The sequence below is a fragment of the Carboxylicivirga litoralis genome (assembly GCF_025499605.1).
Lineage (GTDB): Bacteria > Bacteroidota > Bacteroidia > Bacteroidales > Marinilabiliaceae > Carboxylicivirga > Carboxylicivirga litoralis.
Genome location: NZ_JAFMVC010000008.1, coordinates 142300 through 159321 on the forward strand (window position 1 = coordinate 142300; position 17022 = coordinate 159321).

At 40.1% G+C, this 17022-nt stretch carries 14 protein-coding genes; 7 read left to right on the plus strand and 7 right to left on the minus strand.

Annotated elements, in window-relative coordinates:
- The 3 genes from ftsA to J1N10_RS09880 are packed head-to-tail and all read left to right on the plus strand — an operon-like array spanning position 1 to position 3326.
- Complete coding sequence (gene ftsA, locus J1N10_RS09870; protein ID WP_262326535.1) at positions 1-1341, plus strand: cell division protein FtsA; 1341 nt, start codon at positions 1-3, stop codon at positions 1339-1341.
- A gap of 19 nt (positions 1342-1360) precedes the next feature.
- Positions 1361-2854 carry a cell division protein FtsZ gene (gene ftsZ / locus J1N10_RS09875; RefSeq protein WP_262326536.1) on the plus strand — a complete coding sequence of 498 codons (1494 nt, stop codon included), beginning with the start codon at positions 1361-1363 and terminating at the stop codon, positions 2852-2854.
- A 22-nt stretch (positions 2855-2876) separates the two neighbouring features.
- Entirely contained in the window at positions 2877-3326 is a 450-nt protein-coding gene (locus J1N10_RS09880; RefSeq protein ID WP_262326537.1) for a GatB/YqeY domain-containing protein, read from the plus strand.
- A 54-nt stretch (positions 3327-3380) separates the two neighbouring features.
- Here the strand turns inward: J1N10_RS09880 and J1N10_RS09885 are convergent, their stop codons facing one another.
- A complete protein-coding gene (locus tag J1N10_RS09885; RefSeq protein ID WP_262326538.1) occupies positions 3381-3653 on the minus strand; it encodes a DUF493 domain-containing protein in 273 nt (90 codons plus the stop codon).
- A gap of 104 nt (positions 3654-3757) precedes the next feature.
- On the opposite strand from J1N10_RS09885, the gene J1N10_RS09890 reads away from it, so the two are divergent.
- Positions 3758-4213, plus strand: coding sequence for a nuclear transport factor 2 family protein (locus J1N10_RS09890; RefSeq protein WP_262326539.1), 456 nt, complete (start codon positions 3758-3760; stop codon positions 4211-4213).
- On the opposite strand, the gene J1N10_RS09895 is transcribed toward J1N10_RS09890, so the two are convergent.
- From J1N10_RS09895 to pckA, 4 genes are all read right to left on the minus strand, one after another.
- On the minus strand, positions 4210-4599 hold the full coding sequence (locus J1N10_RS09895) for a YchJ family protein (RefSeq protein WP_262326540.1): 390 nt from the start codon (positions 4597-4599) through the stop codon (positions 4210-4212). The two genes, J1N10_RS09890 and J1N10_RS09895, sit on opposite strands and share 4 nt — an antisense overlap.
- Before the next feature lies 1 nt (position 4600).
- Positions 4601-5215, minus strand: coding sequence for a DEAD/DEAH box helicase (locus J1N10_RS09900; RefSeq protein WP_262326541.1), 615 nt, complete (start codon positions 5213-5215; stop codon positions 4601-4603).
- Positions 5216-5337: 122 nt separating this feature from the next.
- Positions 5338-5565, minus strand: coding sequence for a hypothetical protein (locus tag J1N10_RS09905; RefSeq protein WP_262326542.1), 228 nt, complete (start codon positions 5563-5565; stop codon positions 5338-5340).
- Positions 5566-5820: 255 nt separating this feature from the next.
- Positions 5821-7437, minus strand: a complete 1617-nt coding sequence (gene pckA / locus J1N10_RS09910; protein WP_262326543.1) for a phosphoenolpyruvate carboxykinase (ATP) — start codon at positions 7435-7437, stop codon at positions 5821-5823.
- A gap of 885 nt (positions 7438-8322) precedes the next feature.
- Between pckA and J1N10_RS09915 the strand changes: the two genes are divergently transcribed.
- Both J1N10_RS09915 and J1N10_RS09920 read left to right on the plus strand, forming a co-directional pair.
- On the plus strand, positions 8323-11547 hold the full coding sequence (locus J1N10_RS09915) for a SusC/RagA family TonB-linked outer membrane protein (RefSeq protein WP_262326544.1): 3225 nt from the start codon (positions 8323-8325) through the stop codon (positions 11545-11547).
- A 17-nt stretch (positions 11548-11564) separates the two neighbouring features.
- The gene (locus J1N10_RS09920) at positions 11565-13010 is read left to right on the plus strand and encodes a SusD/RagB family nutrient-binding outer membrane lipoprotein (RefSeq protein ID WP_262326545.1); all 1446 of its coding nucleotides are present in this window, start codon (positions 11565-11567) and stop codon (positions 13008-13010) included.
- A gap of 53 nt (positions 13011-13063) precedes the next feature.
- On the opposite strand, the gene J1N10_RS09925 is transcribed toward J1N10_RS09920, so the two are convergent.
- Both J1N10_RS09925 and J1N10_RS09930 read right to left on the minus strand, forming a co-directional pair.
- Positions 13064-13597: a methylated-DNA--[protein]-cysteine S-methyltransferase gene (locus tag J1N10_RS09925; RefSeq protein ID WP_262326546.1), complete on the minus strand. Its 534-nt coding sequence runs from the start codon at positions 13595-13597 to the stop codon at positions 13064-13066.
- Between the two features lie 105 nt (positions 13598-13702).
- Positions 13703-15307 carry a fumarate hydratase gene (locus J1N10_RS09930; RefSeq protein WP_262326547.1) on the minus strand — a complete coding sequence of 535 codons (1605 nt, stop codon included), beginning with the start codon at positions 15305-15307 and terminating at the stop codon, positions 13703-13705.
- 360 nt (positions 15308-15667) lie between these two features.
- Here J1N10_RS09930 and J1N10_RS09935 point away from each other — a divergent pair, with 360 nt between their 5' ends.
- Positions 15668-17020, plus strand: a complete 1353-nt coding sequence (locus J1N10_RS09935; RefSeq protein ID WP_262326548.1) for an alanine/glycine:cation symporter family protein — start codon at positions 15668-15670, stop codon at positions 17018-17020.
- Positions 17021-17022: the final 2 nt, after the last annotated feature.

Here is a 17022-nt window from a genome sequence, read left to right on the forward strand (position 1 = left end):
ATGAACCACGAACCTAATCTAATTGCAGCCATCGATATTGGAACCACAAAAATTGTGGCTATTGTTGGACGTAAGCTCGAAAATGGGAAATTACAACTTCTTGGCATAGAGAAGGTGCCTTCTATTGGTGTTAAGAGAGGGGTAGTTTTAAACATTGACGAAACGGTTGCTTCTATCAAACAAGCTATTGCGAGCATTGAAGAGAAACTGGATATAAAACTGAAAGATGTGTATGTGGGCATTGCCGGACAACACATTAAGAGTCTGCGAAATAGGGGCTATCGTTTTATTGAAAGTGGTCTTGAGATTACTCAGGATGATGTAGATAATTTGTTTGATGATAACTATAAAATTCCGGTAGAAGCCGGAGAGAAGATTATGCATGTTATTCCACAGGATTATATTGTGGATAACGAAATGGGTGTTAAAAACCCTGTAGGTATGTCAGGGCGCCGTTTAGAAGGTAACTTTCATATCGTACTAGGTCGTATTGCATCTGTCAAGAATATTGAGAAGTGTATCCGTCGGGTGGCGCTTCAATTAAATGACTTGATTCTTGAACCCTTGGCTTCGTCTAAAAGTGTGTTAACCGAAGAAGAGAAAGAGGCGGGGGTTGTTTTGGTTGACATAGGTGGAGGTACTACCGATGTAGCTGTCTTTTATGATGGTATTATTCGTCATACAGCCGTGATTCCTTTTGGCGGTAATGTGGTGACTTCAGATATTAAGGAAGGTTGCTCTGTTCTTTACAAGCAAGCAGAGTCTTTAAAAGTACAATTTGGTTCAGCCATGGGTGATATGGCACGTGAAGATATGGTGGTAACCATTCCGGGTATGGCCGGGTGGGAGCCAAAAGAAATTTCTTTCAAAAGTTTGGCCTACATTATTCAGGCTCGTATGGAGGAAATTATTGATTATGTGATGTATCAGATTGAAAATTCCGGCTGCCTTGATAAAGTAGGTGCTGGTATTGTGTTAACCGGTGGAGGAGCTTTGTTGAAGAATCTACCACAGTTAATCAAATTACGAACTGGATTGGATGTTCGAATCGGCTTGCCAGATCGTTGCCTGGAAGGTGATGTGCCTCCAATTGCACATTTGCCAAATTACTCAACAAGTATTGGTTTAGTTCTAAGTGCTATGGAGCGTCCTAAGCGTGCGATTGTTGAGCCCGAGTTATTCGGTGAAGTTGAGCCGCAATGGGATGAACAATCGCGACGTGCGAGTGCAAAACGGGAAAAGGTGAAGAAAGAAAAATCGAGTTACAAAACGGGTAACTTGTTTAGTGGCATTAAAAACGGATTGGTCAATATCTTCGATGAGAAAGATGTTGAAATGTAGAAGGTAAAACTGGACGGATATGAGTGAAGAGTTGATGAATTTCGATATACCGCAATCTGAATCTTCAATAATAAAAGTAATTGGAGTTGGAGGTGGAGGAAGTAACGCCGTCAACTACATGTATGGCCTCGGTATTAAGGATGTAAATTTTGTTGTTTGTAATACAGATGCCCAGGCCTTGGAAAGTAGTCCTGTGCCTGTTAAAATTCAATTGGGCGAATCATTAACGGAAGGCCGTGGTGCAGGTAACCGTCCTGATAAAGGTCGGGAGTCGGCTATTGAAAACCTGGAGGACGTTGTTAGTGTTCTGAAGCAAAACACAAAAATGGTATTTGTGACGGCCGGAATGGGTGGTGGAACAGGTACCGGTGCAGCTCCGATTATTGCCAAAACGGCTAAGGAAATGGGTATCTTAACCGTTGGTATTGTTACTATTCCTTTTAAGTTCGAAGGTAAGTTAAGGATTAATCAGGCATTGGATGGCATTGCTGAAATGGAAAAGAATGTCGATTCATTGCTGATAATTAATAATGAGCGTCTGCGTGAGATGTTTGGTGATTTAAAATTATCCAATGCCTTCTCAAAAGCAGATGATGTATTAGCGACTGCCGCTAAAGGTATTGCGGAGATAATTACTGTACATGGCTATATAAACGTCGATTTTGCCGATGTGGAAACGGTAATGAAGGACAGTGGTGTTGCTATCATGGGTTCTGCGTATGCCGAGGGTGAAAAACGTGCTATTGATGCTATTCAGGCATCGTTAGAATCGCCGCTATTGAATAATAATGAAATTAGAGGTGCGCGAAATATCCTTCTGAATATTACTTCCGGTACCGAAGAAATTACCATGGATGAAGTGGGTGAGATAACCGACTATGTGCAAGATGTTGTTGGTGAAGATGCATCGATTATATGGGGTACCGGTAATGATGATACACTAGCCAAGCAGGTTTGTGTAACGATTATTGCCACTGGTTTTGTGTCTGAGCAGTTAATCGAACATCGTGTTAGGAAAAAACAGGATAATGTAACGCGTTTTTCACTTGATGAAGAGGGGGAGGTGACGGCTGTGCCTCAGGAAGAGGAGGTGATTGATTTTTCTGTCGAGCCTGGAGAAGAACAAGGGCGTGTGATTGATTTTGAGGCAGTGGAGCGGAAAAAGCAAGAGCGTATAGATACCTATTATCAACCTGTAGTGCCACAAAGTCGCAAGTCTGAAGTTGATCATTATAATCCATCAAATGATAACTTTATTGATGAAGGCTTTAGTACGGCTGGGGCTAGTTATTATAAGTCTCATTTGAGTCAGGAGGAAATGGAAGATGAGCGTTTTATTGAGCAGATTGAGAATGTTCCTGCATATAAGCGTCGTAAAATGCCGGTTGAGAATGAGCCTAACAGGCGTGTAAGTCAGGAGAAGAAAGTGAGTCGTTTCTCTTTATCTGATGATCCAAAGAATGGACCGCAAATTAGTAAGGATAATCCTTACTTACATGATAATGTAGATTAACCAGTTTTAAGAATTAAATATTATGAGTTTAGAGGCGCAGATAAGCAATGATATCAAGGAAGCAATGAAGGCTAAAGAGCGTATTCGATTAGAGGCATTGCGTGGTGTGAAAAAAGAAATGATTGAAGCTAAGACTTCAAAGGGAGCGGCTGAAGAATTGACGGATGCTGATGTGATGAAAATCATTCAGAAGATGGTGAAACAACGCAAAGATTCAGCAGAGTTGTTTAAGTCTCAAAATCGCGAAGATTTGGCAGAAAAAGAATTAGCTGAAGTTGAAGCGATAAATGTGTATTTGCCGGCTCAATTAAGTCAGGAAGAGTTGCAGCCAATCGTAAAAGCTATTATTGAGAAAGTTGGTGCCACATCAATGAAAGAAATGGGTAAAGTAATGGGCGTTGCCTCTAAAGAACTAGCAGGCAAGGCTGATGGAAAAGATATTTCAGCTGTGGTAAAGCAGTTGTTAGGATAGGAATTTGATTGTAAAAAAAGCCGATGTTTATTTGAACATCGGCTTTTTTGTGCGTTATAGGCTCATTACGCCTTCAATGATTGCCACTTGGCTTGTGACGTCAATGATAGCATTGGCGCTTTTCATGCTGACACGGCAAGTTACAGATACGTACTTTAGGTTTTTAGTGTGGTTGTATGTAACTGTTCCGTGTTTTGGAAGTAAATCAACCACCTGTTGAACTTTCCCGTCTTCGTTCGGAACAATAAACTTAAACATATATAACATTGGCCATTTTTTGTTATTGGCCAGTAATTCTTTTAGTTTCTCGTAATCCTGCATCGACATATCATCTGCTTTTAAGGCTGCAAAAGTAGCTTAAAAAAAGGAGCGGATAAAGTAAAAATGAATGTTGTATCTTTAAAAAATATAAACCCATCAATATTTTAAGAATGAAAAAATTACATGTTATACTGGTTTTTACTTTGGTGTCGTTTGTAATGCAGGCACAAACTAAAGATAAAGAGATTAAGGCCATTAAAAAGGTGATTCAGTCGGCCTATGTTGAAGGTATTCAAAATGAAGGTGACATTGCTAAAATTGATGCCGGTATTCATCCTGATTTTAATTTATTAGGGATTGGAGAAAATGGTGCCATTTGGAAATTACCTATATCTGAGTGGAAGGAGAAAGTTGTTCAGCGCAAAAGTGAAGGGAAATTGCCCCGTGATAAGGATAATTTGATTAGTGTTAAGTTTTTGTCAGTAGATGTGACAGGAACGGCTGCAGTGGCTAAATTTGAATTTTATGTGGGGGAAGAATTGAAGTATATCGATTATATTTCCTTGTATAAATTTGATGATGGCTGGAAGTTAGTAAGTAAAATCTATTACAAGTTCGAGGACTAAAAGTGTTGTCCTGATACATAGTACCACATCCCTCTTTCTTTGCGGAAGAGGGATTTTTCATGAATGGTTTCTAATTGACCAGCCTCCATGTATAGTGCTTTGAACTCTACCATGCCTTTTGAATCTGCTTCCAGTCCTTGCTCTTTGTTCAGGATTGTTAACCCCATCCATTGTACGGATTCCATCCATTCCTTAATGTTCTTTTTGTCTTTTAAAGGGCGTGTGCTAGTGTGATGTGTTTTCATCAGGTAGTCGACCTTAGTTAGAGAGAAAGCTGTATAACGCGAGCGCATGAGTTGTTCTGCTGTTGCAGGCTGAGCTGTGTTGTCGATATATACCTGGCAGCATTCGCCGTAGTTTTTTCCAGATGAGCAGGGGCATTTCATATTATTCTATTTCAATAAAATGAGGATTTTTCATCAGGCGCTCTTCTACAGTTTCAAAACTTTGGTGCCATTTATTGGCGAAGAAAAGTAGTTGAGGGTTTTTAAGGCCGTCTGCAATTCTGTATATGATGGCATGGTGAGTGTTGGCGATGACAATATCAGCATCGTCAACAGCCAGTATTTTAACCTTCGTCATTGGAATGCCATTAATATTGACTAGTTCCATCAGTCGTTTGGGGGTGCAGAATAGTACGTCAAGCCCATCGTATATTTCATCTTTCTGATACTGAAGAATGCCTTGATCAAAGGCGACGAAGCTTCGTAAGTTTGTTTTTGTTGCCAGCGACTGAAACTGCTCTTCCAGTTCAAAGGCTTTTTCTCTTGTTGAAGTAATAACAATTGCTCTGGGAGCTTCTTCAAATGGTTCTTTTAATTGCTGGATAAGTCCAATCAAAAGAGCGGTCGATTTGCCTTCTTGTGCTGGTGCAATAGCAAAGAGATCGGCGCCTGATTTTATCTTAGGTATACTTTGACTTTGGATCTCTTTGGGTTCTTTGTTATATCCTAAATCAATAATGTTGGATGCTAATTGAGGAATGAGTTTCTTCAGTTTCATGTCAATGACTATTTCAAACTGCAAAGATGTAGAAAAGTATACAAACAGGAATGGCTCTTTTGTTTAAAAGAGCCATTTTTATAAATTAATGGCAAGTAATTGTTCCCTGCCATTTTGTTGTTTTATGCGTAATAAGCAATTAGCCTCTTGCCGGCGAATATTTCAATGCTGTTATTAGAGCCTTCCTGTGCCTGGAAACTGAATTCAGGATTCTTTTTCTCTAAAAACTTATTTAATCGTTGCATTAAAATGGATGCTTTAGTGTTATTTCTCTTTGTCAGAAAGTTGTCTAAAGCAATTAAAAATGAAATCTGCTTATTCTTGGCATTTGATGTTATACGAAGATTCATAGCTCACATTTTTAAGATTATTTTGACTAGTTTACTATTTTAATTGACGAAGGTTGCATTTTTAACACTTAATAACTTTCTGTCCTTTTCTGGGCGGTATTAGTTATAGGATGTTAATGACCTGACAATTAAATTCTAGTGGTTATAATCAAATATTGTGCCATAAAAAAACGAGCTCAGATGTGGGTTGTTTTAAAAAAAAAAGAGAGCGCTAACAAGTTGGTTAGCACTCTCTTTATATGTAATTATTAGGAGTTATATAACAGGGCCCGCTTTTTCAAGTTCTTGACCTTGAGGAGTGTCAGTGTATTTTTTGAAGTTTGTAATGAATTTTGAGGCCAAATCTTTTGCTTTGGTTTCCCAGTCTTGTGGATTGTTGTATGTATTTCTTGGATCCATAATGTCGGGATTCACGTCGTGCAATTGAGTTGGAACCTCAAGGTTGAAAATAGGAACTGTTGTTGTTTCAGCTTCTTCAATTGAGCCATCTAATATAGCATCAATAATAGCTCGGGTATCTTTTATAGAGATGCGCTTTCCAGTTCCATTCCAGCCTGTATTAACCAAATAGGCTTTTGCGCCGTGTTGTTCCATTTTCTTCACTAGTTCTGCACCGTATTGCGTTGGGTGAAGTGATAGGAAGGCTTCGCCGAAGCAAGCAGAAAATGTTGGGCGTGGTTCTGTTACGCCTAGTTCTGTCCCTGCTAGTTTGGCGGTAAAGCCTGATAGGAAATGGTACTGCGTTTGTTCGGGAGTCAGTTTAGAGACTGGTGGCATTACCCCAAATGCATCAGCTGTTAAGAAGATGACTTTGTTAGCATGTCCTGCTTTTGATATTGGCTTAACAATGTTGTTGATGTGATAAATTGGGTATGAAACTCTTGTGTTTTCTGTGACCGAATTATCAGTAAAGTCGATTTTTCCTTTTGCATCAACAGTTACGTTTTCCAATAAGGCATCTTTTTTAATGGCATTATAGATGTCTGGCTCGCTTTCTTTATCCAGGTTGATTGTTTTGGCATAGCAGCCGCCTTCGAAATTGAATACACCATCGTCATCCCAGCCGTGTTCGTCGTCACCAATTAGTTCTCTCTTAGGATCGGTGGAAAGTGTCGTTTTACCTGTTCCGGATAATCCAAAGAAAATAGCCACATCGCCATCTTTACCTTTGTTGGCTGAGCAGTGCATAGCTGCCATACCGTTTAGAGGAAGGTAATAGTTCATCATGGCAAAAATACCTTTCTTCATCTCGCCACCATACCAGGTTCCACCAATGATTTGCATGCGTTCGCTCAAATTAAACATGGTGAATACTTCTGAATTCAATCCTTGTTCTTTCCAGTTTTTATTGGACGTTTTGGAGGCGTTTAATACCACGAAGTCTGGTTCGCCAAAGGTGTTCAGCTCTGACTCGCTTGGGCGTATAAACATGTTTTTTACAAAATGAGCCTGCCAAGCTACCTCTGTTATAAATCTTACTTTCAATCTACTGTTGGCATTGCTTCCACAGAAAGAGTCAATAACGTAAAGTTTCTTGTTTGAGAGGTGTTGGCAAACGTCTGCTCTTAACTGACTCCACGTTTCTGTCGATACGGGTTTGTTGTCGTTTTTAGAATGATCTGAGGTCCACCAGATGGTGTCTTTGGTAACGTCGTCGTGAACGATGTATTTGTCTTTGGGGGAGCGACCTGTGAATCTTCCAGTCATAACGTTAATGGCGCCTGTTTCTGTTAGTTGTCCTTTTTCAAAACCTTCCAGTTCAGGATTTAATTCATCTAAGTATAAATCTTCGTACGAAGGGTTGTGTATAACAGTGTGAGTGTTAGTGATTCCGTACTTTTTTAGGTTTACCGTAGATTTTACTGCTTCCATTTTGTGTGTTGTTAATTGGGTTACTTACAAATTGAAATTAATATTGGATTTATCGTGATTTAAATGATATAATAGAATGCTAATATCTTTAAAAAATTAACTAAGCAAAACAAATAGTAACAAATTAATACAAATAAAAATACTGAAATACATCTTTAATATCAGATAATTAAGAGGTATATCAGTATGTTCTGTGAATTGATATGCTAAGATTTGTGATTTGTTATAAAATAAACAAATAATTTGGCAACTATGTTTTTGTAAGTGGTGTAAAGGGCTGAAAAAGAGGTATAAAAATTTAAATAGAGAAATATATAAGTAATTAAGGTTGTAAAAAGTAATAAAATTCTCGTTTTTGATGATTTAGTTCCGTTGTATTCCTCAATTGTTCATGTTTTGAGTCTTTGATTTGAAAGGGAGCTTACGATTTTATGTAGTTTTTGAAGGTTTATTAGGTATTGTGTTCTCAAAAATAAGGGGTGATGTTTTGTTATGTACTATTAAGATGGCATTTGGGGGTTGTAAAAATGGGGGGTATATGTAGTAAAGAGACTAAAATATGGTATGTGGTAATTGAAATGCTAGGGTGGGTGAAAATATTATAAAAAAATACTAATTAATCTATCTATGTCTAATGAGTTGATATCTAGAAGATAAGATGTATGATATGTAATGTAGTATAATAAAATACGTATAATATATACAGTGTAAATTTTGAAAAGTGCTTTGTAGTAAATATTTTAGCTTGTGAATGAAGTATGATGCCTCCTCCCAGTATTACTTCATTTATTAATTTAAGGTTGTTTATATGTTATTGGTAGTATGTATGATTAAAAGCGCCTTAATTAGTTCAGCTTTACACCATTATTAATTAATTATATTGCTATGAAGAAAATCTATGGAATTCTTGTATGCTTATTTCTGGGGATACAGGTTTTTGCACAAACCACCATTGTAGGTTCAGTGACCGATGAGGATGATGAGCCAATTGTAGGTGCTAATGTGTTTGTTAAAGGAAACCCTGGCGTTGGAACTATCGCTGATATCGATGGTAACTATACCCTTGTTATTCCTGAAGGCGCCACTGCTCAATCGCTAGTTTTTTCATTTATTGGAATGCAAACCAATGAAGTCGAGATTGGCCAGCGAACCACTATTAATGTTGTATTAAAAGCAGCAGATATCTTATTTGATGATGTGGTTGTTACTGCTTTGGGTATTTCCAGGGAAAAGCGCTCCTTGGGTTATGCATCGCAGGATGTGAACAGTGAAGATATTGCTGTGCCAGACCCTACATCAGCGGTTAATGGCTTACAGGGGCGTGTTGCCGGTGTTCAAATTAAATCAGGCGCCGGTACGGTTGGAGGTTCAACCAATGTTATTATTCGCGGTATCAATTCCTTAACCGGATCAAGTCAGCCTTTGTATGTTGTTGATGGAGTACCAATCTCCAACTACAATATTAGTGGTTCAACCAGTGGGTACGATTATGGAAACGGCGCACAGGATATTAACCCTAATGATGTGGAAACCATGTCGGTATTGAAAGGAGCCCCGGCAACTGCATTATACGGAAGTAGGGGAGCTAATGGGGTTATCTTGATCACAACCAAATCTGGAAAGAAAAAGAAAGGACTTGGGGTAGAGATTAATTCCACCACCACTTTTGATAATGTTTACATTTTACCCGAGTTTCAGAATGAGTACGGAGGGGGTTATTCGCAAGAGTTTCCAACCTTCGATTACAAAGCTTCCGGACTTGGGTCGGAGTGGGCTCAATTTGATGGACAACCTGTAGTTGAGACTGGTGCTGATGAAAGTTGGGGACCAAAGCTTGATGGTACTCCTGTTTTGCATTGGGATTCATTTGTGCCCGAAAGTGAAAACTACATGAAGATGCGACCTTTCGAAGCCAATCCCGATAATTATAAGGATTTATTTGATACGGGTGTTACTTATAGTAATAGTGTTATTGTCAGTAACGCCAATGATGTGTCTAATTTTAGATTGTCCTATACCAATTTAAAGCAAAATGGGGTGGTGCCAAATTCTGAAATGAAGAAAAATACCATCAGTTTTAAAGGTAGTACCAAATTAGCCAGTTTTCTCGAAGCTTTTGTGTCGTTTAATTACATTAAACAAAGCACAACAGGCCGTTCTCCCTTTGGCTATAGCGGTTCAGGAACCAGTGTGCCGGGCGGTATGAGAATCTGGACTCAGCGTCAGATTGATACTGATTTATTGCGTAAGTATACATATTCAAATGCCTTGGGACAGCAAGTTGGCTGGAACTTTAGGAGCATTGCCGATGGTCGTACATATATTCGCTGGAGTAATAATCCATTCTGGACTCTTGATAATATCTATGCTGAAGATGCCAAAGACCGTGTGTTTGGTAATGCCGGTTTTACCGCCACTCTTTTACCTGGTTTGACTTTTACTGCAACCGGCCGTACTGATTATTATACTTTGAATACGAATAACCGGGTTGGTACCGGCGGTACTTCAACCGATTATTATGGCGAGTCGCGCTATACATCGTATGAAAATAACTTCGAGGGTATCCTTAACTACACGAAGCATTTTAACGACGACTGGTCATTAAATGCCATGCTGGGGGGCAATATTATGTATTCGCAATATCGTTCAGCTTATATGGGAACGGTTGATGGTTTAGTTGTGGAAAACTTTTTTAGTATCAGTAACACGGTATCACCGGCAAATGCCAGCTCCTATTTCTCCGAAAAACAGATTAACTCGGTTTTTGGTACTGCATCTGTAGGATTTAAAGACATGCTTTACCTGGATGTTTCAGCCCGTAATGATTGGTCTTCCACTTTGGCTGTTGACGATCAGTCCTATTTCTATCCGTCTGTTAGTTCCAGTTTTGTGTTCTCCGAATTACTCGATTCATCTGTATTATCTTATGGTAAAGTACGTGCCGGGTACGCCTATGCTGGAAAAGATACAGGCCCATACAAGCTTTATAATGTTTATAATAGCAGTAATTATGGTCCAACTACCACTTTTACGGTTGGTAATACGCGACTTAATCCAAACTTAGTTAATGAGCTAACGAGCGAATTTGAAATCGGAGCAGAGGTGTCCTTGCTCAACAATCGATTGGGTGGTGAGTTAACTTATTTCGACCGCAAAACAAAAGATTTGATTTTTGATTTGGATGTTTCAAATACCACAGGTTATTCAGTGGCGATGATTAATGCGGGTGAGTTGCAAAATACAGGTGTAGAAGCTGTGATTTACGGAACACCCGTCAAAACATCTGATTTCTCATGGGATGTTTCATTAAGTTACTCGCAGGTGGACACTAAGATGAACGATTTGTATGGTGATTTAACAGAGTTTGAAGTGTCGTCAGCTGGTTCGGCATGGGTAACAGCTACCGTGGGTGGCGATTTTGGAACCATGTATGCCTACAGCGGTTATGAATATTATAACGGACGTAAGTTGGTGGACGAAGATGGTTATTATGTGCAGTCTGGTAAACCCGCAGAAATCGGAAATATGATGCCCGATTATAATGGTGGTATCATGAATAATTTCAAGTATAAAGGCATCTCTTTTAGTGCACTTGTTGATTTCCAGGTTGGTGGCCTTGTTTATTCGTGGGCGAACAGATGGGCGACTGTTTCAGGGCAAACGCCTTGGACTGTTGGTTTGAACGATAAGGGCAACCCCAAGCGTGATGCTGTTACTGACGGTGGTGGTATGCGTTCTGACGGTGTTATACCAACTTATGATGGGGATGGAAATGTTGTTTCAGTGCGTGAGAATGATGTTTACATCGAAGCTTCATCGTATTATAACCATACCAAGCGTTTTCCTGAAGAATATATGGACGACGCCAGTTATGTGAAGCTTAGAGAATTAAAGTTGGGCTATGATCTGCCTAAACAATTTGTCTCTAAAATAGGTCTGCAAAGCGCTACTTTATCTGTTGTGTCGCGAAACGTAGCGCTGTTGTATTCAGAAGCAAGGGGCTTTGATCCTGAGCAGGTTAACTCAATTTCTAATTCTTCATTAGGATACGAAGGTGGCTCCTTGCCATCAAGCCGTTCAGTCGGTTTCAACATCAATCTTATATTCTAATTTTAATGAATCAGACGATGAAAATATTACAAAATAAATGGTTGTTAACTCTGGGAATTGTAGCTGCACTATTGACTGCCTGTCGCGACTTCGAAGAGATGAACTACGACCCAAATAAAACAAGTGAAGTGCCTACATCAGCTTTGTTGACGCAGGCACAGGCGAATCTGGTTTACAACTTAAATGGTGAAATAGCGCAGCTGGGAGCGCAATACGTACAATATTTTGCACAGCTCGACTATCCCGATAAATCAAATTATCTCGATGAGGGTGTATCTAGCTTTAACGGCATATACCTGGGGGGATTAACCGATTTAAAGGAGATTATTAGCCTTAATACAGAAGATTTATCAAAAGAGCGCGTTTCGCAGTTTGGCGATAACAATAATCAAATCGCCGTGGCGAAAATTTTATCTGTTTGGGCTTATCATTCGATGACTGATGTGTGGGGCGACTTGCCCTATTACCAGGCTATCAGCCCGGATTACCTGATGCCTGTATATGATACACAATCGGATGTTTATGATGGTTTGTTGTCAGAACTGAACGATGCCCAGGCATTAATTGACACCGATCCTGTTTATGAACTAAAAGGCGATCTGATTTTTGATGGTGCTATGGCCAAGTGGGATGCATTTGCTGAGTCGCTAAAAATAAGGATGGCCATGCGTTTAACCGAGGTAGATGATGCTAAAGCCAAGACCTTGCTGCAAGGGGTGAGTTTTGATAATGCTTTCTCGACTTCATCTGATTATGCTCATTTTGTTCATTTGGCAACCGAGGCTGAAGGTAATCCTTTGTGGATTGATAATGAGGTGAGTGCTGGTGGAGATTACTTTGCCTGTGCCAACACGTTTATCGATGTCTTGAATGCCGTGAGCGACCCGCGTATTGGTGCTTTTGCCAATCCGACTGCTAACTCTGGTGCATATGTTGGAATGGTGTATGGGCAGGAAGAAGCAGGTAATGCTGACGATGTATCGATGCCCGGTGATCAATATGCGTCTCAAACAGCGCCAACCATCCTGATGACGGCTGCTGAAATTTTATTTGCCAAGGCAGAAGCCATTCAGCGCGGGTATATAACCGGTGATGCAGAGGCCGTGTATGAGCAAGCCATTCGAGTTTCGATGGAATACAATGGTGTGGGTGAAGCTGATATAACAACTTATCTGGCTCAAGCCGAAGTACAATATGATGCGTCCAATTGGCGCGAAAGTATTGGGGTTCAAAAGTGGATTGCCTTATTTAACCAGGGAATTCAGGGGTGGGCCGAATGGCGTCGCTTAGATTATCCTGTTTTGTCGCCAGGTGCAGGAGCTTCGCCATCTGCTACCATTCCTCGTCGCCGAGCTTATAGTTCCAACGAGTACACAACCAACCGCCTAAATGTGGAAGCGGCAGTGGCTCGTTTTTCTTCTGGTAAAGATACGTTTAACGAACGCGTTTGGTGGGATAAATAGGTTTGACTCTAAATATTGGATAAGCCGTTTTGCCATTGTGCAAGGCGGCTTTTTTATTCGAATAATGTCAGCTGTTGTTCAGGTATGGCTCCTTCCAGTTGAAGCAGTTTTTGTTTAGCGCTTAAACCTCCTGCATATCCAACTAATTTGCCATCGTTACCAATAATCCGATGGCACGGAACAATTATTGATATGGCGTTGGCACCATTGGCCGAAGCAACAGCTCTAATGGCTTTTTCATTGGCTAAGGCTCTTGAAAGTTCAAGGTAGGAATTCGTTTGTCCCCAGGGAATGGCTAATAAGCTCTTCCATACCTTTTTTTGAAAATCAGTTCCAACAAATAATAGGGGTAAATCAAAAGTTGTTCGTTCACCATTGAAATAGTCTTCCAGTTGTTGAATGGCTTGATCTATAATGACGGATGATTCTTTTTTATAGTCGGCATTTAAGCCTTTTGTGATTCGTGAGTCGATTGACTGACGCATTTTTCGGTATCGCCAATCGCATAAGCAGAGTTGCTCTTTGTAGGCGCCCAATATGAGTTCGCCCAAAGGACTTTTATAATATTGAATAGAGATATGCTTCATCACATGCAGAAATAGGTCTGCAAAGTAAAAAATAAAAAGGTGCGATTTCCTCAAATATGAAGAAATTGCACCTTTGATATATTGTCAAAAAGACTTGACTGATATTTACAATTTAGCAAAGAAATCGTTGCCTTTGTCGTCTACAATGATGAAGGCAGGGAAGTTTTCGACGCGAATCTTGCGCACAGCTTCCATTCCTAATTCTTCGAAATCAACGACTTCTACTGATTTAATGCTGTTTTTGGCTAAGATGGCAGCCGGGCCACCAATCGAACCAAGGTAGAAACCGCCGTTGTTCTTGCAGGCGTCTGTTACAGCTTGCGAACGGTTTCCTTTAGCAACCATAATCATCGAGCCTCCTTGTTTCTGGAAAATATCAACATAAGGATCCATACGACCTGCTGTGGTTGGACCGAAGCTACCTGAAGCCATGCCTTTAGGCGTTTTGGCCGGACCAGCATAATACACCGGATGGTTTTTAAAGTACTCTGGCATTGGCTGGCCTTCATCCAACATTTGCTTGATGCGGGCATGAGCGATGTCGCGAGCTACAATCAATGTACCTGATAAGTTTAAGCGAGTCTTAATCGGGTGTTTCTTCAACTCTTTCAAGACATCTTCCATTGGTTGATCTAAATCAATATCGATGGCAGGTGCCATGTGAGGCGCTTCTTTGGGTACAAAGCGTGAAGGATTCTTCTCTAATTCTTCAAGAAAAATACCTTCTTCAGTGATTTTACCTTTGATGTTACGGTCGGCACTACAGCTAACACCTAATCCCACCGGACAAGAAGCCGCGTGACGTGGCATGCGGATAACACGTACATCGTGTACAAAATATTTTCCACCAAACTGGGCACCAATAGTACTTTCCTGGCAAATCTTCTGCACTTTAGCTTCCCATTCCAAATCGCGGAAAGCCTGGCCACCATCATTGCCTTCAGTTGGTAAATGATCGAAATAACCAGCCGAAGCTTTTTTAACAGCTGCTAAGGTTGCCTCCGCTGAGGTTCCGCCAATTACCAGGGCCAGGTGATATGGAGGACAGGCTGATGTTCCAAGGTCTTTAATTTTGTCTTGAACGAATTTAGTCAGGTTTTCTTCAGTTAATAAGGCTTTGGTTTGTTGGTATAGGAATGTTTTATTTCCAGAACCGCCACCTTTGGTCATAAACAAGAAATCGTACTGGTTACCTTGCTCGGCATAGATATCTATTTGAGCTGGCAAGTTAGAACCTGTATTTTTCTCTTCAAACATTGAAAAAGGAACCACTTGTGAATAGCGCAGGTTTCTGTCGCGGTAGGTTTCATAAACACCACGAGATAAATGCTCGGCATCGTTGGCACCCGTAAATACATTTTCACCTTTTTTACCCATGACAATAGCTGTACCTGTATCCTGGCAGGTTGGCAGCTCGCCTTCGGCAGTAACTACCTGGTTCATTAGCATGGTGTGCGCCACAAATCGGTCATTATCCGACGCTTCTTCATCTTTCAGGATATGTGCCAGCTTTTCGAGGTGCGTTGGACGAAGGTAAAACGAAACATCGGCAAATGCTTCTTTTGACAAAAGCTCCAGACCTTTGGGATCTACTTTTAAAATTTTTCTGCCATCAACCTCAATGGTAGAAACATAATCTTTAGTAATCAATCGATAAGGAGTAGTATCCTTAAGAATTGGAAAAGGTTTTTGGTATTTGAAATCAGCCATAGTGTAATTTGCTTAATAAGCAAAAGTCATTAGTCGTCAGTGTGTTGATAATGATGATGGCGACTATTGGCTTAAGCAGAATTTATGATATTGATTATTAGTTTCTCTTGTTAGTTGTTTTCATTTTTCAATGAATGAATGCAAATCTAAAACTTAATTCAACATGTATTAAAGAAATCTTGCAATAATTAGCGTTAAAAAATTTTAAAGCTATGAGAAACAAATTCTTTGTCATGCTTTACGGTTTTTCTATCTTTCTAAAATGAAACGAAAGGATAAATTTAATTATCTAATTTTTGTTCAGGAGATAATTAAATTTATTTGCGAGTTCCACGCAGCCATTAAAATCAATATTTGTGCATGAAAGAAATTGAAAACCTAATCATCAAATTTAGTGAGTTTATTTGGGGAACTCCACTACTAATTCTACTCCTTGGCGGAGGGTTCTTTTTTATGATATATAGCAAGCTGATGCCTTTCAGGTATATTATGCATGCGGTTGATATTCTTCGGGGTAAGTATGACGACCCGAATGAAGCCGGACAAATTAATCATTTTCAGGCTTTATCAACTGCATTGGCAGCCACTGTTGGGATGGGAAACATTAGTGGAGTAGCTGTGGCTATTACTGCTGGGGGGCCGGGTGCTATCTTCTGGATGTGGGTAAGTGCATTGTTGGGCGTTTCAACCAAATTTTTTACCGGAACTCTGGCTGTAATGTTCAGAGCTAAGGATGACAAAGGGGAGATACAAGGTGGCCCCATGTATATTATCACCGAAGGACTGGGGAAGAAATGGAAGCCTATGGCGGTGTTCTTTGCTGTGGCTGCCATGTTCGCCGTATTTCCGGTTTTTCAGAGTAATCAGCTGACACAGGTTTTTCGCGATATTGTGTTGCAGCCTAATGGTGTTGAAACAGGATTTACCTCCGATTTAATTACCGGAATTATCATCGCGATAAGTATGTCTGTTGTGATTTTCGGAGGAATTCAACGCATAGGGAAAGTGACAGCCAGTATCGTTCCGTTTATGGTGCTGCTATATGTTGGCATTGTTTTGTTCATTATTTTCTCCCATCCCGATCAATTATTGGATGCTGTTTTATTAATTTTTAAGGATGCTTTTGAGGCGCAAGCTGTTCTGGGAGGTGCTGTTGGAATAATCATTATTACCGGTATTAAGCGGGCTGCTTTTTCTAATGAAGCTGGTATTGGTACCGCGCCATTAGCGCATGGAGCTGCTAAAACGAACGAACCAGTGCGCGAAGGACTGGTCGCCATGTTAGGTCCTATAGTTGATACATTAGTTGTTTGTACCATGACAGCGTTAGCTATTTTGGTGACCGGAGTGTGGCAAACCAGCGATGCAGATGGTATCACGCTAACGGCTTTGGCATTTGATAAAGCCATACCTACTTACGGACCTTATTTATTGATTTTATGCGTCATGTTTTTTGCTTTGTCCACATTGTTCGCGTTCCCATATTATGGTAATAAATGTTCTTCCTATTTATTCGGAACGAAATCGAAGAATATTTATAATGTGGTAAGTGTGTTAAGTGCTGTAATTGCGGCTGTGGTATCCATCGATGTGGTGATTGCTTTTATTGATTCGGCATATGCCTTAATGGCTTTTCCTAATATGATAGCTGCACTGCTTTTGGCGCCGCACGTAAAGCGAGCGACTATTGATTATTTTAATCGGCATAAATAAGT